Source organism: Kitasatospora sp. NPDC057595, assembly GCF_042800875.1.
In the GTDB taxonomy this organism is placed as follows: Bacteria; Actinomycetota; Actinomycetes; order Streptomycetales; family Streptomycetaceae; genus Kitasatospora.
In genome coordinates this window covers 34,984-53,573 of record NZ_JBHVGL010000006.1, presented here as the reverse complement: position 1 = coordinate 53,573, position 18,590 = coordinate 34,984, and the positions used below count along the sequence as shown (strand labels likewise).

At 72.4% G+C, this 18,590-nt stretch carries 15 protein-coding genes and 2 pseudogenes; 15 read left to right on the top strand and 2 right to left on the bottom strand.

Features of this window, described 5'->3' with window-relative positions; genetic code table 11:
• Position 1 precedes the first annotated feature (1 nt).
• Entirely contained in the window at positions 2-646 is a 645-nt protein-coding gene (locus tag ACFU9E_RS11905) for a hypothetical protein (protein WP_380682630.1), read from the bottom strand.
• A gap of 237 nt (positions 647-883) precedes the next feature.
• Entirely contained in the window at positions 884-1,852 is a 969-nt protein-coding gene (locus ACFU9E_RS11900; RefSeq protein ID WP_380682632.1) for a LuxR C-terminal-related transcriptional regulator, read from the bottom strand.
• Positions 1,853-2,482: 630 nt separating this feature from the next.
• Between ACFU9E_RS11900 and ACFU9E_RS11895 the strand changes: the two genes are divergently transcribed.
• From ACFU9E_RS11895 to ACFU9E_RS11825, 15 genes and pseudogenes are all read left to right on the top strand, one after another.
• Positions 2,483-3,427, top strand: coding sequence for an ABC transporter permease (locus ACFU9E_RS11895; RefSeq protein ID WP_380682634.1), 945 nt, complete (start codon positions 2,483-2,485; stop codon positions 3,425-3,427).
• A gap of 2 nt (positions 3,428-3,429) precedes the next feature.
• Positions 3,430-4,350 (top strand): ABC transporter permease, encoded by a 921-nt coding sequence (locus tag ACFU9E_RS11890; RefSeq protein ID WP_380682635.1) that lies wholly within the window; start codon positions 3,430-3,432, stop codon positions 4,348-4,350.
• Positions 4,347-5,165 carry an ABC transporter ATP-binding protein gene (locus ACFU9E_RS11885; protein ID WP_380682636.1) on the top strand — a complete coding sequence of 273 codons (819 nt, stop codon included), beginning with the start codon at positions 4,347-4,349 and terminating at the stop codon, positions 5,163-5,165. Before ACFU9E_RS11890 ends, ACFU9E_RS11885 begins: the two co-directional genes overlap by 4 nt.
• Positions 5,162-5,431 (top strand): annotated as a pseudogene (locus ACFU9E_RS11880) (ATP-binding cassette domain-containing protein); the annotation flags it as partial. The gene ACFU9E_RS11885 and the pseudogene ACFU9E_RS11880, both read left to right, overlap by 4 nt.
• A 116-nt stretch (positions 5,432-5,547) precedes the next feature.
• The gene (locus ACFU9E_RS11875; RefSeq protein ID WP_380682637.1) at positions 5,548-6,090 is read left to right on the top strand and encodes an ATP-binding cassette domain-containing protein; all 543 of its coding nucleotides are present in this window, start codon (positions 5,548-5,550) and stop codon (positions 6,088-6,090) included.
• Entirely contained in the window at positions 6,087-7,703 is a 1,617-nt protein-coding gene (locus ACFU9E_RS11870) for an ABC transporter substrate-binding protein (RefSeq protein WP_380682638.1), read from the top strand. Before ACFU9E_RS11875 ends, ACFU9E_RS11870 begins: the two co-directional genes overlap by 4 nt.
• A gap of 28 nt (positions 7,704-7,731) precedes the next feature.
• Complete coding sequence (locus ACFU9E_RS11865; RefSeq protein WP_380682639.1) at positions 7,732-8,751, top strand: LLM class F420-dependent oxidoreductase; 1,020 nt, start codon at positions 7,732-7,734, stop codon at positions 8,749-8,751.
• A 35-nt stretch (positions 8,752-8,786) separates the two neighbouring features.
• Positions 8,787-9,323 carry an LLM class flavin-dependent oxidoreductase gene (locus ACFU9E_RS11860; protein WP_380714987.1) on the top strand — a complete coding sequence of 179 codons (537 nt, stop codon included), beginning with the start codon at positions 8,787-8,789 and terminating at the stop codon, positions 9,321-9,323.
• An 11-nt stretch (positions 9,324-9,334) separates the two neighbouring features.
• Positions 9,335-9,871: pseudogene (locus ACFU9E_RS11855) on the top strand (M4 family metallopeptidase); the annotation flags it as partial.
• Positions 9,872-10,017: 146 nt separating this feature from the next.
• Positions 10,018-11,451: an alkyl/aryl-sulfatase gene (locus ACFU9E_RS11850; protein ID WP_380682640.1), complete on the top strand. Its 1,434-nt coding sequence runs from the start codon at positions 10,018-10,020 to the stop codon at positions 11,449-11,451.
• Positions 11,452-11,528: 77 nt separating this feature from the next.
• Positions 11,529-11,855 carry a thioredoxin domain-containing protein gene (locus ACFU9E_RS11845; protein ID WP_380682641.1) on the top strand — a complete coding sequence of 109 codons (327 nt, stop codon included), beginning with the start codon at positions 11,529-11,531 and terminating at the stop codon, positions 11,853-11,855.
• Positions 11,856-12,495: 640 nt separating this feature from the next.
• The gene (locus tag ACFU9E_RS11840) at positions 12,496-13,731 is read left to right on the top strand and encodes a condensation protein (protein ID WP_380682642.1); all 1,236 of its coding nucleotides are present in this window, start codon (positions 12,496-12,498) and stop codon (positions 13,729-13,731) included.
• Between the two features lie 671 nt (positions 13,732-14,402).
• Positions 14,403-15,839: an MFS transporter gene (locus tag ACFU9E_RS11835; RefSeq protein WP_380682644.1), complete on the top strand. Its 1,437-nt coding sequence runs from the start codon at positions 14,403-14,405 to the stop codon at positions 15,837-15,839.
• Positions 15,836-17,512, top strand: a complete 1,677-nt coding sequence (locus tag ACFU9E_RS11830) for a glycoside hydrolase family 13 protein (RefSeq protein ID WP_380682645.1) — start codon at positions 15,836-15,838, stop codon at positions 17,510-17,512. The genes ACFU9E_RS11835 and ACFU9E_RS11830 overlap by 4 nt, the downstream gene beginning before the upstream one ends.
• Before the next feature lie 104 nt (positions 17,513-17,616).
• Positions 17,617-18,165 (top strand): TetR/AcrR family transcriptional regulator, encoded by a 549-nt coding sequence (locus ACFU9E_RS11825; RefSeq protein WP_380682646.1) that lies wholly within the window; start codon positions 17,617-17,619, stop codon positions 18,163-18,165.
• The last annotated feature ends 425 nt before the right edge of the window (positions 18,166-18,590 follow it).

Here is an 18,590-nt window from a genome sequence, read left to right as displayed (position 1 = left end):
ACTAGAGCGGCAGCCGTACGGATCGGTCAGGTCGGCCCGGTGCAGGACGGTGCGGCCGGGGAAGCGGGTCAGCCGCTCGGTGGCCTCGGCCATCCGGTGCGGTCCTGGACCTGGCGCAGCCGGCCGGCGTCGGCGTAGCCGGCCGGCGTGCCGGCCTGGATCTCGATGGCGGATGCGGTGACTGCCGGGCCTCCTCGGGGGCGGTGCCGGCTGCGGTGGCGGCGTGCGGCTCGGGGGCGGTGTCGATCAGGCGCAGCAGCCGTTCGCGGGCGCTGCTCTGGTCGTAGCAGTTGACCGGCTCGCCGTACCGGGACACCAGGAAGCGCTCCATCAGCGCCTGGCCCCGGAAGAACACCCGCTGCCACTCGGGCGCGCCGGCCGAACGCTCCTCGGGGAGATCCGCGGATACGGCGGACTGCAGGGCGAACCAGTCGGTCGGGTGGACCTCGTCCCGACGGGACGCCAGGAACGTGGTCAGGCCGGCCTCGGCCTCGTGCAGGCGGCGGCGCCACAGCGCCGAACGCGCGGCGTCCGACATCGAACGGTACGGGGACGGGGGCAGCTCGGGCGGCAGACCGGGGCGGGCCACCGGCAGAACGGCGGTGGCCGGCGCGGGCGCTACGGCACCCTCGGGCGGAGTGCTCAACGGGTCACCCCCTTCGGCGGATCGCGGTGTCGCAACCGTATGAAGGGGGCTGGTGGGGGGAGTAGCCCCGAACGGAGCCACTTGTGGCGACGATCGGAGACCGGGAGTGCGCCGAAGGTCGCCCTCGGGGGCGCGCGGTGGCTGGGGTGGGAGCGGGGTGGTTGTGGGTGGGTTGAGTGTGGCTTTGGGGGTCTGGTGCTGCGCGCGGTTCCTCGCGCCCCTGAGGTCGGTGGCGGGTCAGCCGGCGAGGCCGTGGCGGTGGGCGTAGAGAGCGGCGCGGAGGCGGTCGGAGTGGCCGGTCTTGCGCATGGCGGAGGTGAGGTGCTTCTTCACGGTGGCTTCCGCGAGGGCGAGTTCGCGGCCGATCTCGGCGTTGCTGAGGCCCCGGGCGAGCTGGGCGAGGACTTCGCGTTCGCGTTCGGTCAGGCCGACCTGCTGGAGGGGCGGTTCGGCGGCCTGGCCGGCCAGGCCGGCGGGGTGGACGCGGGCCGGGGGCGGAGCGGGGAGGAAGACCGAGCCGCCGGCGGCGGCGAGTTGGACGGCGCCGATGATGCGGTCCTCGGGCAGCTCCAGCGGGAAGCAGCCGACGGCGCCGGCCAGCAGGACGCGGCTGGCTTCGGCGGTGGACTCGGCGCGTCGCAGCAGGACGACCCGGGTGTCCGGGGCGCCCTCCGGCCCGCGCAGGGCGACGGCGGCGGCCAGGTCCTCGCCGAGCGAGGCGCCCCGGCCCAGCAGGACGACGTCCGGCCGTACCCGGCGGACGGCGGCCACGGCGGCGGCCGGGTCACCGGTGCTGCCGACCACGGTCAGCCCCGGCGCCGTGGCCAGTACGGACCGCAGGCCGGCACTGGCCACGGGGTGCCGTTCGACCAGGAAGACCCGGGTGGCGCCGGCCGCGGCCTCCTCGCTGCCGCACACCGGGTGCCCGCAGTCGCAGGCGGCGGCCGGTGCGGCGGGCTGCGGGCCGGGTTCGGCCAGCAGCTGGTGACCGGCGATCAGGTCGAGCGGGTTGTCGATCTCGCTGTGCAGTGCCTCGGCCCCGATCACCGGGCCGACGCCGATGTGGGAGAGCCGGCGGGCGCTGCCCCGGTGCGGGGCCCGGTGCGGATGCGGGTCCCGGGCGCCGGTGGGGAGGGCGCGCTGGGGGGCGTACTGGGCGGGTGCGTACTGCGACGGGGCGTACTGCGACGGGGCGTACTGCGGCATGGCGGGTGCGGTTCCCTCGGACGTGGCGGGCCGGCTCGTGGGCACGGCTGCTGCGGCGGGGCCTGGTACGGAGGTCGCGGGCCGGAGACGGCGGGCGGCGGGGCGTACGGGCCTGGTGCGGGAGCGCTGCTGCCGGGGTCGGGGCTCGGCGTCAGCGCTGGAGAGCGCGAGGACACAGCTCGTCGAAACACCTGCGGTGCCACGAGCCGCCGATACCGACCAGGGTGAAGCCGGTCCGCCGGATTGCCATGCCACCAGGGTAGTTCCGGGCCTCGTAGCAGGTCAAGGACGGGACGGCGGTCCGGCGGAGGCGGTAGCCGGCTGCCCCGCGCGGCCGATCCTATGACCGGGGGTAACAGCATGAACTGCTGACTGGCTGTCAACGCCGCCCATCCGCGATCTTCATGACGTCGACCTTCCGCCGCCCACCCGGTGCGCCGAGCCGTTCCGGCGTGCCCCGGACAGCTCCGGCGCGTCCCGGCCCACCGCCGGGGCCGCCCCCCCCGAAGGTCCCCCGCAGACCGCCCGCCGGTGCCACCGGCCCCGTCCGGAAAGGAATTCCGCCATGCCCGCCGCCGACCACCGGACGGCCGCCCGACCCGGCGCGGCCCAGCCCCGAAGGGTGCGCGGATGACCGGGTTCCTGCTGCGCCGCCTGCTGCTCACGGTGCCGACCCTGCTCGGGGTGACGGCGGTGGTGTTCGCCACGGTGGCCCTGGTGCCGGGCGATCCGCTGACCGCGCTGCTGGGGCCCGGCGCCCCGCCGGAGGCCCGCCGCGAGCTGTCCGAACGACTGGGCCTGGACGAGCCGTTGCCGCTGCGCTACCTCGGCTGGCTGGGCGAGGCGGCCGGCGGCGACCTCGGGGTCTCCATCTCGGCGCAGCGCCCGGTGGCCGAACTGCTCGGCTCCGCGCTCGGCCGGACCCTGCTGCTGACCGGCGCCGCCTTCCTGCTGGTGCTGGCCGGCGGGGTGCTGCTGGGGGCCCTCGGCGCGCTGCGGCCGAACGGCCCGCTGGGCCGGCTCTGCGACGCGCTGGGCACGCTGGCGGTCTCCGCGCCGCAGTACTCGGTGGCGCTGCTGCTGATCGCGGTGTTCGCGGTCAACCTGCGCTGGCTGCCGGCCGGCGGCACCCACGACGTGTTCGGCGACGGCGGCGCGGGCGACCTGCTGCGCCACCTGGTGCTGCCCGCCGTGGCGGCGGCACTCGTACCGCTGGGCCTGACGGCCAAGGTGTTCCGGGCGGCGCTCTCCGCTGTGCTGGCGGGGGAGTTGGCGGACAGCCTGCGGGCCCGCGGCCTGAGCCGGCTCGCGGTGCTGCGGCACTGCGTGCACAACGCCTCGCCGGCCCTGCTGACCATCGGCGGCCTGCAACTCGCCTACCTGCTGGAGGGCGTGGTCTTCGTGGAGACCCTGTTCGCCTGGCCGGGCGTCGGCCGGCTGCTGTACGACGCGCTGACCGCCCGCGACCTGCCGCTCGTCCAGGGCGGGGTGCTGGTGGTGGCGGTCGCCTTCGTCGGGATCAACCTGCTGGTGGACGCCGCGCACGCGGCGATCGACCCGCGCGTGCGGAGCTGACCGTGACGCTGACCGCCAAATCCGCCAAATCCGCCAAACCCGCCAAATCCGCCGGACCCGCCGGACCCGTCGGGCCCGGAGCCGTCCGGCGCGCCCCCCGGGACGTCCTGCTGCTGCTCTCCGCCGGGGCCGCCGCCCTGCTGGTGCTGCTCGCCCTCGGCGCGCCGCTGGTGGCCCCGTACGACCCGGCGGCCGGCTCGCTGGACGACCGGCTGCTCGACCCGGGCGCCCCCGGCCACCCGCTCGGCACCGACGGCCAGGGCCGGGACGTGCTCAGCCGGCTGGTCTGGGCCGGCCGGGCCTCGCTGGTCGGCGGCCTGGTACCGGTGCTGGTGGCCGTCACCGCCGGCACCCTGCTGGGCATAGCCGCCGGGCTGGGCGGCCGGGTCACCGAGCAGGCGCTGCTGCGCACCCTCGACGTGCTGTACGCCTTCCCCGGGGTGCTGCTCGCCATCGCGGTGGCCACCCTGCTGCGGCCCGGTCTGGGCGCCACCGTGCTCGCGCTCTCGGTGGTGCTCACCCCGGCGGTGGCCCGGGTGGCCTTCACCGAGGTGCGGCGCATCCGCACCGCCGAGTACCTGGAGGCCGCCCGGGTCAGCGGGGCCGGCAGGCTGGACCTGGCGGTGCGCCAGGTGGTGCCGGTGGTCGCGCCGGTGGTGCTGGTGTACGCGGCCTCGCTGGTCGGCCTGTCCGTGGTGTACGCGGCCGGGCTGTCCTTCCTGGGCCTGGGCGTGGCGCCGCCCACCGCCGAGTGGGGCGCGATGCTCGACGAGCTGCGCCCCAGCCTGTTCACCCACCCGTGGGTGGCGGTGCAGCCGGCCCTGGTGATCCTGCTGGTCTCGGTGGTCTTCAACATCCTCGGCGAGCGGCTGCGCCGGCGGATCGGCGACAGCGGAGCACACCTTCCGGAGGCGGGCCGATGAGTGTCCTGGACGTGGCCGGACTGGCCGTGGAGTACCCCGGCGGAGTCCGGGCGGTGGACGGGGTCTCCTTCTCCGTCGATGCGGGCGAGGCGCTGGTCCTGCTGGGCGAGTCCGGCAGCGGCAAGTCCACCGCGGCCCGTACGGTGCTCGGCCTGCCCGGGCGCGGGGCCCGGGTCAGCGGCTCGGTGACGCTCTGCGGCACCGACCTGCGGGCCCTGGACGCCCGGGGCTGGTCCCGGGTGCGCGGCGCCCGGATCGGATACGTCCCGCAGGACCCGACCGGCTCGCTGGACCCGCTGCGCCGGATCGGCCCGCAGCTCGCCGAAGTCCTGCTGCGCCACCGGCGGGCCGACGGCCGCCGGGCCGCCCGGAAGGCCGTGCCCGCCCTGCTCGCCGAGGCCGGGGTGGCCGAACCGGAGCGCGTAGCCCGCGCCTACCCGCACGAACTCTCCGGCGGGCTGCGCCAGCGCGCGGCCATCGCCATCGCGGTCTGCTGCGGACCCGAGCTGCTGATCGCGGACGAGCCCACCACCGCCCTGGACGCGCTGGTGCGGGGCCGCGTCCTCGACCTCTTCGGCGAGCTGCGCCGCGAGCGCGGCATCGCCCTGCTGCTGGTCACCCACGACCTGACGGCGGCCCGCCGGATCGGCGGCCGGGTGGCCGTGCTGCGGGCCGGCCGGATCGTCGGCACCGGGCCGACCGAGCAGGTGCTCGGCGCGAGTCCCGGCACCGCCGCCGATGCCGATGCCGAAGCCGACCCTGCCGCCGATGCTGCCGATGGCCTGATGGCCGCCGAACCGGGAGGCCGCCAATGAGCGCCGAGTCCGCCGCCGGCACACCGCTGCTGGAGATCACCGAGGTCCGCAAGGGCTTCCGCCGGGGCACCCTCGCCCTGGACGGCGTCAGCCTGCGGGTGGCACCCGGCGAGACGGTCGGCCTGGTCGGCGAGTCCGGCTCCGGCAAGTCCACGCTGGCCCGGCTCGCCCTGGGCCTGCTCGCCGCCGACGAGGGCACCGTCCGGTTCGCCGGACAGGACCCGTACGGGCTGCGCGGGCGGCGGGCCCGACCCGTCCGCGCCCGGCTCCAGTTCGTGCCGCAGCACCCGCGCGGCTCCCTCAACCCCGCGCTGCGGGCCGGCGAGGCGGTGGCCACCGCGCTGCGCCTGCACGGCACCCGCGCCGGGAGCGGCGCGCCGCCGTGGCGGAGCTGTTCGGGCAGGTCGGCCTGGGCGCCGAGCTGGCCGCGCGCTACCCCCGGGAGCTGTCCGGCGGGCAGCTCCAGCGGGTGGCCGTGGCCCGGGCCCTGGCCACCCGGCCGGACCTGGTGGTCTGCGACGAGCCGACCTCCGCCCTGGACCCCGCGGTGCAGGAGAACCTGCTGGACCTGCTCGCCGGACTCCAGCAACGCACCGGCCTGGCCTACCTGTTCATCTCGCACGACCTGGCGGTGGTCCGCCGGCTCGCGCACCGGGTGCTGGTGCTGAGGCACGGCCGGGTGGTCGAGGAGGGCAGCGCCGACACCCTGTGGTCGGCCCCCGCCCACCCGTACACCCGGGCCCTGCTGGCGGCCGCCGGGTGCGGGCCGGCGCCCGTCCTCCCGGGCGCCCGCGACGGAGCCCGTCCACAACCGCACGTCCCGTCGCCCCATCGCCGCCCCTCCAGACCCCGACCGCGCGCCCTTCCGCCGCCCCTTCCCCGTCCCCGTACCGCCGACCCGACCAGCGACAAGGAACAGCCATGACGCACCACCGCCCCGCCCGCATCAGCCCCAGAGCCGGCGCGCTGCCGGCCGCCGCCGTCGTGCTGCTCGCCGCCGCCGGCTGCGGCTCCGGGGCGGAGGCCCCGGCCGCCGGCGGCGAGGGCCGGGGCGGCACCCTGGTCGTCGGCGCCACCGGCAAGCTGCCCAACCCCGACACCGTGATCGGCGGGGCCGGCTTCGAGGGCAAGCGGCTGGTCAGCTTCCAGATCTACGAGGGCCTGACCCGCTACGACCTGTCCGTCACCGACCGCCCGCCGGCCGTCACCGGCGCGCTCGCCGAGTCCTGGAAGGTCGCCGAGGACTCCCGTACCTGGACCTTCAAGCTGCGCAAGGGCGTCACCTTCCAGGACGGCACCCCTCTCGACGCCGACGCCGTGCTGTTCAACCTGGACCGCTACCTCAACAAGCAGAGCGAGTACTACACCGACGCGATCGGCGCCGCCGCCGAGGAGTACGCGGGCTCCATCACCACCTACCGCAAGCTCGACGCCGACCACGTCGAACTGGTCACCAAGGACCCCAACGGCCACTTCCCCGAAGACCTGGCGCACGTCCTGATCGCCAGCCCCACCGCGGTGAGGAAGACCGGCTCCAAGGACTTCGCCAAGCAGCCCGTCGGCACCGGCCCGTTCTCCTTCGTCTCGTACACCGAGGGCCAGCAGATCGAACTGGCCGCCAACAAGTCCTACTGGCGCGGCGCGCCCAAACTGGACCGGCTGGTCGTCAAGCCGCTGCCGGACGCCGCCGCCCGCACCGCCGCACTGCGCTCCGGCGGGGTCAACTGGATCGAGTACCCCAACCCCGACGACATCGAGAGCCTCCAGCGGGACGGCGTCCGGATCGCCACCAACAGCTACGACCACATCTGGTACTGGATCCTCGACACCTCCAGGGCGCCCTGGAACGACCCCCGGGTGCGCAAGGCCGCCAACTTCGCCGTCAACCGGCAGGCCATCGCCGAGAAGCTGCTGCGCGGCACCGCCGACTTGGCCCTCCAGGCCGCCCCGCGCGCCACCTTCGCCTACGACCCGGCCGGCGACGCCTACGGCTACGACCCGGCCAAGGCCAAGGCGCTGCTCGCCGAGGCCGGGGTGGCCGGCGGCTTCAGCACCTCCGTCACGGTGCCCACCGGCGGCTCCGGCAACCTGCTGCCCGTGCCGATCGCCGAGGCCATCCAACGCGACCTGGCAGCCGTCGGCATCAAGGTCGAACTGCGCACCACCGACTGGTCCACGCTGATCGGCGCCGAGGCCAAGGGCCAGGTCGCGCTCGGCTCGGACGCCATCGCGCAGTCCACCACACTGTTCCAGTCCGAGGCGCTGCTGCCGCTGTTCATCGGCTCCAAGAGCCCGTTCTGGACGGGCCACTACAGCAACCCCAAGGTCGACGAACTGCTGAATTCCGCCTCCGCCCAGCCCGACCAGGCCAAGCGGCAGGCCGACTACCGGCAGGCGCTCTCCCTGGTGACCGCCGACGCGCCCTGGCTGTTCGTGGTCAACGACCGCAACCCGCGCGCCCTCTCGCCCAAGGTGCAGGGCCTGGTGCAGCCGCAGTCCTGGTTCATCGACCTGACCACCGTCTGGGTCGGCAAGTAGTGACCCCCGTACGAGAGAAGGCCGCTCGATGACCACCCCGCACGCACCCGACCGCCGCGCCGAGCCGCCGAAGTGGGGCATCACCCTCCCACTGCCCGGCCTGACCATCGACCGGCACCGCTTCATCGTCGAACGGCTGCCGGAACTCGGGTACACCGACGTCTGGAGCGCCGAGGGCGGCGGCACCGACGCCTTCACCCCGCTGGCCGCCACCGCCGCCTGGTCCCCCTCGCTGCGGATCGGCACCGGCATCGTCCCGGTGCACACCAGGGGCCCCGCCGTACTCGCCCAGACCGCCGCCACCCTGGCCCAACTCGCTCCCGGCCGCCTGCTGCTGGGAATCGGCGCGTCCGTGCCGGCGCACGTCACCGACATCAACGGCATCCCCTTCGACGAACCCTTCAAGCGCACCCGGGACGTCCTGCGCTTCCTCACCCGGGCACTGCGCGGCGAGCACATCGCCGGGGACTTCGACACCTTCTCGATCACCGGCTACCGGCTGCCGCACCCGCCCGTCGAACCGGTCAAGGTGATCCTGGGCGCGCTGCGCCCCGGCATGCTGAAGCTCGGCTTCAACGAGGGCGACGGCGCGATCACCAACCTGCTCTTCCCCGAGGACGTGCCCAAGGTGCTGGACGCCGTCGGGCCGCAGCCGCCGGGCAAGGAACTGGTGGTCAAGGTGTTCGTCTGTCCCACCGAGGACGCCGACTACGCGCACCGGGCCTCCCGGCCGTTCCTGGCCTGGATCCTCAACCGCGAGCCCTACCGCAAGTTCCACGAGTGGCTGGGCCACGGCGAACTGCTGAAGGAGGCCCACGAGCGCTGGGCGGCCGGCGACCCGGAGGGCTCGCAGCGGGCGCTGCCGGACGAGGTGGTCGACGGCCTGTTCGTCTCCGGCTCGCCCGAGGAGTGCCGGGAGCGCATCCTGCGGTACCACCGGCCCGGCGTCACCACCATCCAGCTGTACGTGTCGCTGCCGCCCGAGGTCTTCGTAAGCCGGGCCCGACTTCTCGACACCCTGGCCCGGCTCGGCCCGGCCGCCGGGTAGCGCCGCCGGGCAGCGCGGCCCCGGTCCATGGCACTCTGCCACTGTCCAGGTACGGCCCGGCAGGGGCCCGGGCAGGGCGCGCACCCCCCGTACACCCGCCAACGCGGAGGCAGAGCAATGGAGCCGGAGATCCGGGGCGGTGTGAGAGCCGCCCCGTACACGGCCGGACACCGCGCGAGCGGCAGGCGCTGCGCTTCGCCCCGGACCTGCGGGAGCGCGCCGCCGACGCCGGACACGTCGCCCGGACGGCCCGCGAGAACGAGGAGGACGGGCTGGACAGCGCCCTCGTGGTGCAGTCCAGCTCCTGGCCGGACCCGTGGCTGGTGGCGACCTGGGCCCTGGCCGCCGCCAGCCGGCTGCGGATCGCCGTCGCCCACCGCGTCGGCACCACCGCGCCCACCGTCGCCGCCCGCCAACCGGCCACCCTGGACGGGCTGTCGGGCGGCCGGGCGGCGGCCCACGTGATCGTCGGCCCAGCGACCTCGACGTCGCCCGGGACGGCGACCTGCTCGGCAAGCAGGACCGCTACCGGCGCGCCGACGAGTACCTCACCCTGCTGCGCCGCTCACTGACGGCGGAGAAGGAGCTCGACCACAGCGACCCGCAGCTCCTGTACGTCTTCGAGCCCGGGGCGCTCTCCGAGTCCGTCGCCGACGTCTTCGCTTCCCTCGTCAAGCAGCACGCTCTCGGCCGGAGCGCTGACCGGGCCGACTGGCTCCTCGGCATCGGGATGATCGCCGCGGGCGTCAAGGCCAAGGCCCTGCGCTCGCTGGCCGCACCCGGCACGGCCTACGACGACCCCAGGCTCGGCAAGGACCCGCAGCCGGCCCACACGGACGACTACTACGACATGTCGATCCACCGCGACGATGGCGGAGTGCACGTCAACTCGGGCATCCCCAACCGCGCCTTCCATCTCACCGCCACCGCCATCGGCGGCAACGCCTGGGAGAAGGCCGGCCGGATCTGGTACGACGCCGCCACCGGCGGCAAGCTTTCCGAGGAGGCCACGTTCGCCGACTTCGCCAAGCTGACCGCGACCGCCGCCGAGGAGCTCTATGGCACCGGTGCCGAACTGGACGCCGTCAACAACGCCTGGAAGACCGTCGGCGTGCTCTGAACCCTCCCTCCCCACCGGACGTGCTGTACCCAACGCCTGGATGCGGCGGGGCGCAGGCCGTCCGGTGGTGTCAGCGGCGATCAGTCGCCGGGGGCCAGGGCGGCGTCCGCGGGGGTGGGGGCGGGGTCTTGACGCAGTACTCCTGCTTGCCGAAGACGCTGTCGCAGTACTGCCACGTCTACGCGGGCAACGCCATGCAGCGCCGCGCCCAGTTCATGTACGGCTCCCTGCTGGAGCGCTCCGCGCAGGGCCAGGTGGACGCCGGCCTCGGCAAGGCCAACTCCCTGGGCACCTCGGGACTGCTCGCCCCCACCTTCACCGTCACCTCCGACCTCGCCGCCCCCGGCACCGTCCACACCTTCGGACCGGTGAACATCGAGTTCCAGCTCACCCCCGGCACCGAGGCCCCGGCCGAACTCAACTTCTACCTCCCCGACATCCGCTCCCTGTGCATGGCCGAGAACGCCACCCCCACCCTCCACAACCTCTACAGCCTGCGCGGCGCCCAGGTCCGCGACGCCAAGGCGTGGTCGCAGTTCCTGATCCAGTCCACCGACTGGTACGCCGACCGCTCCGACTCCCTGTTCGCCTCCCACTTCTGGCCCCGCTGGAACAGCGAGGAGCAGCCGCAGACGGTCCGCTCCTTCCTCACCTCCCAGGCCGACCTCTACCGCTACCTGCACGACCAGTCCCTGCGCCTGGCCAACCAGGGCCTGACCATGGCGGAGATCGGCGAGGAGCTCGACGGCGCCGTACCCGAGTCGCTGGCCGGGCAATGGTTCAACCGGGGCTACTACGGCACCGTCAACCACGACTCCAAGGCCGTCTACCAGCGCTACCTCGGCTGGTACGACGGCAACGCCGCACACCTGCACACCCTGCCGCCCGAGGAGGCCGGAGCCCGGTACGTCGACGCCTTCGGCGGCGCGGACAAGGTCGTGGACATCGCCCGGTCGACCTTCGACAACGCCAAGACCGCCCAGGACTACCGGTTCGCCGCCGAACTCCTCACCCACGTGGTCTTCGCCGACCCGACGAACACCGGCGCCCGCGGCCTCCAGGCCGACATCCTCGAACAGCTCGGCTACCAGGCCGAGAGCGGGCCGTGGCGCAACTTCTACCTCGCCGCTGCCAACGAACTGCGTGTCCGCCCGGTGGACAGCCCCGTCACGCTGCCCTCCCCGCAGATCATCACCCCGCCGGTCCTCGCCGCGATGCCGCTGGACATGCTCTTCGACTACCTCGGCATCCGCCTCAACGGGCCGAACGCGGCCGACCGGCCCCTGACCATCGGTCTCACCGTCACCGACGGGATCCCGGACGACCCGGCCACCTACACCCTGCGGGTGCGCAACGGTGTCCTCGTCCAGTACCCCGGCACCCTCGACGCGGCCACCGCCGACGCCGTCTACGACATCACCCGCGACGGCCTCAACCGGCTCGCCATCGCCGCTGCCACCCCCGACCAGCTGCTCGCCGACGGTTCCCTCACCGTGACCAGCGGAACCATCGACCCGCTCGACACGCTCAACGCCCTCCTCGACACCTTCGAGTACTGGTTCGGCCTCACCACCCCCTGACCCCGCCTGTGGGTCCTGTCCCTTCCCCGCACGTGGGGAAGGGACAGGACCCGCGCCGACACCTTCGGGAGGGCTTCATGAGCGGCACCGTCGTCCAGGTCACCGATGCCACCTTCGACGCCACGGTCGTCAAGGTGTCCGGCCCGGCCCTGGCCTCCTTCCTCGCGGAGTGGTCCGCGCCCGGCAAGCAGGCCCAGCAGGTCCTCGCGCAGATCGCCGCCGAGTTCGGCGGGCGCCTGACCGTCGCCAATCACGACATCGACAACGGTCCCGCCACACCGCCGAAGTACAACGTCAACGCCGTTCCGACCCACCTGCTGTTCAAGAACGGCAAGGTCGTCGCCACCCGGGTCGGCCCGTTCTCCAAGGGACAGCTCACCGAATGGCTCAACAGCAGCATCTGAGCCGAGCCCGGCCGGCTGGTGCGCTCCGCCGGCTCCAGCCGCTCGAAAGGCGGCAGGAGCCCGGACACCTGGTGTCCGTCGGCCACGGCGTGCTGGTGCACCTACTCCGGTGCGTGGACCGACGCCAAGTACGTCTACGGCCTCAGCGTCACCAAGCCCGAGAAGGCGGTGCTGAGCCGGATGCCCGACACCTGCGCGCGGCCGGTGGCCGGGGCGGCCTTCGACGGCGCCCCGGCCCTGCGGCCCGCGGTGGTCCCTCAGGTGCCGGCGCTCGTCCGCCTGGTCGAGGTCGAGGTCGAGGTAGAAGTAGGCGGTCTCGTTGGGGGAGTTGACGAAGATGTCGGCCTTGGCCATGGCGGTGCGGGAGCGGTAGTCGGTGCCGAACCCGGCGCCGTCGTGCTGGGTGGTCCAGTGGTTGCCCGCCGGCACCCCGATGTTGCGGAACTGCAAGAGTGGGCCGATCAGGTCCTCGTCCAAACGTCGGGCGGAGGATCGGCTTGCGGTCGCGGGTGCGGAAGGGGCGGGTCCGTAGGTCGCCGCTGTCGCTCGTCCGGGTGAATAGGGGCCGATTTGGAGTCTGCGGTTGCCGTCAGAAGTGATGGTGCTCTTGTCAGTCGGGCAGACAGCGAGGGGGAGTGTGGTGGAGCGTCCTCTGGCGCCGCACGAGGCGGCCATCGCCGCGGCCGGGGTTCGCCTGGTGCTGCACTGCGAGGTCATCGGAGAACTGGACGAGGGGGTCCTGTCGCGGGCGCTGGCCCGGCTGGTGGCCTGCTATCCGCTACTGGCCGGCGCGATCACCGCCCCGGACGAGCAGGGTCGGCGGCTGGTCCGTACCCACCCGGCCGGTCCTGGGCCGGTCCTGGGGTGCGGCGTTGATCTGCAGGAGGAGATCAACGCGCCCCTCACCTGGGAGCAGGGCCCACTGCTGCGGGTCACGCTGCTGCGCGAGCCGAACCGTCAGGGCCGCAGCAGGCTGGTGATGACGCTGCCGCGGGCGTTCGCCGACGCGATGAGCTACCAGGCCCTCCACCGGCGCCTGTGGTCCTTCTACGCTGACCTGGCCGCCGGCCGACACGTGGCCGCCGCCCCCGTCCAGCCGGTCCTGGGCCCGGCGCTCGACGATCTGCTCGCGGCCCGCTTCCCCGCGCGGGAACTGCGCGACTTCGTCGCCGAGCGGGCCCGGGTGGATACCGAGTCCCCGCCCGCGCTCCTGCCCGCCCATGCCTCCCTCAACGGCGGCCCCGGCACCGATCCGAGCTTCCGCGTCATCGGCATCGACGTCGACGCCGACCGCTGCGAACGGCTCGTACAGCGTGCCCACGACGCCTCTCTCACGGTCAACGCGCTGGTCAGCGGCATCCTGCTGACCAGCTTGCGCACCCTGTTCCCCGCCCGCGGACCGATTCGGCTGCTGTGCACCACGGCCGTGGACATGCGCCGCAGACTCTCCCCACCGATCCCGACCGAGGTCCTGCAGTCGGCGGCCACCACCACCTCCATCCGCCTCATGGTCGACGACCACGCCCACCCGGTCGACGTCGGACGCGACCTGGACGCCCGACTACGCGCGGACCTGGAGAGCGGGGCCGCGGCGATGGAACTGGCGGCCTTCCCCTACATGCTCGACCAGCACCCGCCCAGCCTGGTCATCACCAACGTCGGAACCATTGCCGAACCGGTTCTGCCCGCAGGACTGCGGATCGGCGATGTACGGCTCGCCCCGCTGGGCCACGTCCCGATGCTCTTCGCGGTCGTCAGCCGCTACCGCGGCCGCCTGACCGTCGACCTGGTCTACAGCAGGGCCTGGTACACCGACCTCCAGATCGACGAAGTGGCCCGCACCGCCCGCGCCACCCTGCACGAGGCGGCGGGGTGACGGCACCGGCGACGTCGGCCGCACGGGGCCGCGACCTGCTGCGCCACTCCCAGTAGACCGTCCAGCCACCCCGACCCCGACAAGGCCGCGCGGAGACTCTGCCCACCGTTGATGACGCTGCGCAGTGACCGATCTCCCACCCCCGCTGCGGCTGCGGCTTCCACCCCGCACCCGACGCCGGAAACGACGGGTCAGGACCGGGCCCGGAATGAGCCGGCTCAGGTCAGGTCGTCGGGGTGGCGTGGTGTCGAACCGCTCGGTTCGGCGCGTCGCTGTCGTCCGCGCCGTCGAGACGGGCGCGCTCACCGCGGACGACCAGGTCGTGGGCGAGTCCCGGTGCCCGCGCGGGGACCTGGTTGCGCGGGCGGGTGAGGACGGGCCCACCTGCGGCAGTCGTGGCAGGCCGCAGCGGCGGCCGACGGCCTCCAGCCGCCGGGTCGAGGCGCTGGACGAAAGCCGCATCGGCTCACGAAATACCAGGCTAGCGCTGGACGAACGCTTGATGTACGGTCGTACACATCGATGATGTACGGTCGTACATCATCTCGGCGTGAACGGCCGCCGACAGCGACTCCGCGCACCGCCCATGAAGCGGTGCGTGTGCGCAACGCATGCCTTTCCTCACCTCAGCGACGAGGCGCTCTTCCGGAGCCTCGAAAGGACCGTTTGTGATGTCAAGAATCGGCGGCTCGGTGGCAGGCCGTGTCCCATTTCCGGAGAAAGTCGCCTACTCGACCGGTGACCTCGCGTTCAACCTCGTGTATGTCGCCACGGGCACATACCTCATGTTCTTCTACACCGAGGTCGTCGGAATTCCGGCAGCTACCGTCGGCACGATGTTCCTGGTGGCCCGCCTGCTTGATGGAGTCTGGGACCTCGCCGTCGGCGTCCTGATGGAGAAGCTCACCTCGCGGTTCGGGAAAGCCCGGCCGTGGCTGCTCTTCCTTGCCGTTCCTTATGGCGTGAGTGCCGCACTTCTGTTCTCGGCGCCGGACCTCGGCGAGACCGGGAAGGTAGTCTACGCATTCGCGACCTACATGCTCTCCGGTGTCGTCATCTATACCGCGATGAACATCCCCTACGGGGCTCTCAGTGCTCTGATGACCGAAGACTCCGGCGAACGCGGCCTGTTGAGCACGTTCCGCATGGTCGGCGCGTATGTGGGGACACTCATCGTCGCCGCGCTCACCATGCCCCTCGTCGACGCGTTCGGGGGAGGCGCCGGCGCGTGGACGCTGACTTTCTCCCTGTACGGCGGACTTGCCGTCGTCCTCTTTTTCATCGTGTTCGTGTTCTGCAAGGAGCGCATCGGTTCGCATCGCGCGCCGGACGAGGCCGGTTCGTCCGACGCGGCCATCCCCGCCGTAGCGGCGGGCCGTCCGTTCACGACCCGTGAGGGTCTCGCGTCGTTGCTGCGCAACAAGTACTGGCTCCAGCTCACACTCCTCGGGATCCTGCTGCTGTCGGCGTACGGCCTTGTCGGGGTCTACCCGTACTACGCCCAGTACGCGCTCGGTGACGAGAACCTCGCGACGATGCTCTTCACGTTCCGCACCATCGTCGAGTTCGCCGGTGTGTTCCTCGCCATTCCCCTGGTGAGGCGGATCGGCAAGCGCAACATCTCGCTGCTCGGATGCGCCGCGATGGTCGTGGGACAACTGGTCATCGCGACGGCCCCCACGGCGCTTCCGGTCGTCCTCACCGGCCTCTCGATCGGCGGCGTCGGTGTGGGAAGCATGTTCGCGGTTCTGTTCGGCATGGTCGCCGACACGATCGAGTACGAGGAGTGGCGCAGCGGTATTCGCGCCGAGGGGCTCGTCTTCGCGGGCGCGACCATCGGGCAGAAGATCGGCGGCGCTCTCGGCGGTGTCGCCATCGGCTGGATGCTCGGATTCGGCGGTTTCAGGGAGGGCGGCGGCGCGAACCAGCCGGCATCCGCCCTCGGTGCGATCGACTTCGTCTTCATATGGCTGCCCCTGATCTTCGCCATCGCGATGGCCGCCGTCCTGGCCTTCTACCACCTCGACAAGGAGCACCCGCAGATTCTCGCGGACCTGCGCAAGCGCCGTGCCGAGTCCGTTTCTCCCGCTCCGGAGGGCGCGGCATGAGCCCGCGAACGCACCACGCGACACCCGATTCCGCCGTCGAACCCATACATGACGCCTTCGGCACTGCGGAATGGTGGCGCACCGCGGTGATCTACCAGGTGTACCCGCGCTCGTTCGCCGACTCGGACGGCGACGGGAACGGAGATCTCGGCGGCATCAAGAACCGCCTCGCCTACCTTCACGACCTCGGTGTCGACGCGATCTGGATCTCCCCCTTCTACCCTTCCCCGCAAGCGGACGGCGGCTACGATGTCGCCGACTACCGCGACGTCGATCCGATGTACGGAACGCTCGCCGATGCCGACGACCTGATCGCGACCGCGCACGCGCTCGGTATCCGGGTGATCATCGACATCGTGCCCAACCACACGAGTGACGAGCATCCCTGGTTCCAGGCGGCACTCGCAGCCGGTCCGGGGTCTCCCGAGCGTGCCCGGTACTGGTTCGTCGACTCGCCCGGGGTGCCGAACAACTGGCCCAGCGAGTTCGGCGGACCGGCGTGGACCCAGGTGGCGGACGGGCAGTGGTACCTGCACCTCTTCGACCGAAAGCAGCCCGATCTCAACTGGGAGAACCCCGAAGTACGGGAGATGTTCGCGGGGACACTGAGGTTCTGGCTGGACCGGGGCGTCGACGGTTTCCGGATCGACGTCGCCCACCACCTGGTCAAGGCGCCCGGCCTTCTGGACTTCGATGCCGACTGGGACGCGTACAACAGGGGCGCGCTCCCCACCAACGCCGTACCGTTCGCCGACCAGGACGGCGTGCACGACATCTACCAGCAGTGGCGGGCGATCCTCGACGGCTACCCGGGGGAGCGGGCGATGGTCGCGGAGGCCTGGGTGACGCCCCACGACCGGCTCGCCCTGTATGTGCGAGCGGACGAGTTCCAGCAGGCGTTCAACTTCGACTACATGCGCGCGACCTGGGATGCCGATGCCCTGCGGGCGCAGATCAGGACCACGCTGCGGAACGCGGACTCCGTCGGCGCGCCGGCGACCTGGGTGCTCTCGAACCACGACGTCATTCGTCACGCGACCCGGCTCGTGCGGGCCGACCCGACGATGGCACCGTGGATCCTCGAGGCCACCGAGCCCCGGCCGGACACCGGACTCGGCCTGCGCAGGGCGCGGGCGGCGACGGCGCTCATGCTCGCCCTCCCCGGCAGCTCGTATCTGTATCAAGGCGAGGAACTCGGCCTTCGAGAGGTGATCGAGCTCCCCGCCGAGGCCCGCACGGACCCCGACTTCCTTCGCGGGGGCGGGCACCGCCTCGGCCGTGACGGATGCCGGGTGCCGATCCCCTGGAAGAAGGACGCCCCGGCGTTCGGCTTCAACGACACCGGCGCCTCGTGGCTCCCGCAGCCCGCCGACTTCGGCGACTACGCCGTGGACCGGCAACGCGGCCGCGACGGCTCCACCCTGGAGCTCTACCGGAGCCTGCTCGCCGTACGGCGGCAGCGACAGCTGGGGAACGGGTCGCTCGCGCTCGTCGACCTCCGACCGGACGTCGTGGCACTGGACGTCACCAACGATCGGGGAACCACCCGGATCGTGCTCAACCTCGGCTCCGAGCCCTGGCCGATTCCCGCGAGCGCGCGAGTGCTCGTGGCGAGCACGGACGGCGTGACGGACCTCCTTCCCACCGACTGCGCCGTCTGGTTGACGGACTAGACCAGCGGGTGGTCGCCCGACGGGGCGGCCACCCGCCGCGGCGGCTCGCGTACGATCGTCCCCGTACAACGCGCAGCCCATACGCAGTCCGGAGGCGGAACCGAATGGCCAGGCAAGTCGACGCGGGACGTCGGGACCGCATCATTGACGCCGCCGTCGACTGCATCGCGGAACAGGGCGTGGCAGGAACGTCCCACCGGGCGGTCGCCAAGCGCACCGGAGTCCCGCTCGGCTCGATGACGTATCACTTCTCCGGCATCGACGAACTCCTCTACGAGGCGTTCCACCGCTTCACCCAGCGGATCCGCGACATCGTCCAGAGGAGGTTCCAGCACACCGAAGGACCCGCCGACGCCATCGATGCGGTGATCTCGCTCATCTACGACGACTTCGGCGAGGACCAGAACATCTACCATCTCACGTACGAGCTGTACGCCATCGCCTCTCACCGCGCCGAATTCCGCCCGCTGGTCCACGAGATGATCGACGCCGGATTCACCGCACTCCGGGCGCACTTCGACGAGGCAACCGCCCGAGCGATCAACACGTACATCGAGGGCGCGTCCACGCACCTCACCCTGGACACGCGCCCGCAGAGCGTCGATCAGATGCGCCACGCCCTCCAGCGACTGGCCGGACTCGACGCCCGCTGAGCCCTGGGCGTTCGGTACCGCGGCTCACCGTGCCGTCGATGCGGACACGTCGGGTTCACGCTCCGGACGGAGACGGCCGCGGCGAGCGTGGCCACCATCTCCTCGCGCAGGTTTTCCCGGAACGCCGGACCAAGGTCATCGATGGTCCTCGACGTGAAGACGCGGAGGATCGCCCCGTCCTGTGATGCGCCCGGCCATGGCCACGGAGCGTTGACACCCAGGTAGCTGCGGACCTCTCCTGGCCCGAACCGGTCGATGAACTCGCGGTAGTCCGCGGGGAACTCAACTCCGCATGCGTCGGGCCACCGCTCCCACGGTAGCGGTGGCCCGACCGGCTCGGCCGTCAGGTCGGGCAGTTCAGCGAAGTGCGTCACGTCCGTGCGCATGGCGTCACCCCCTTGCGGATCACGTCATCTGTCGCCGAC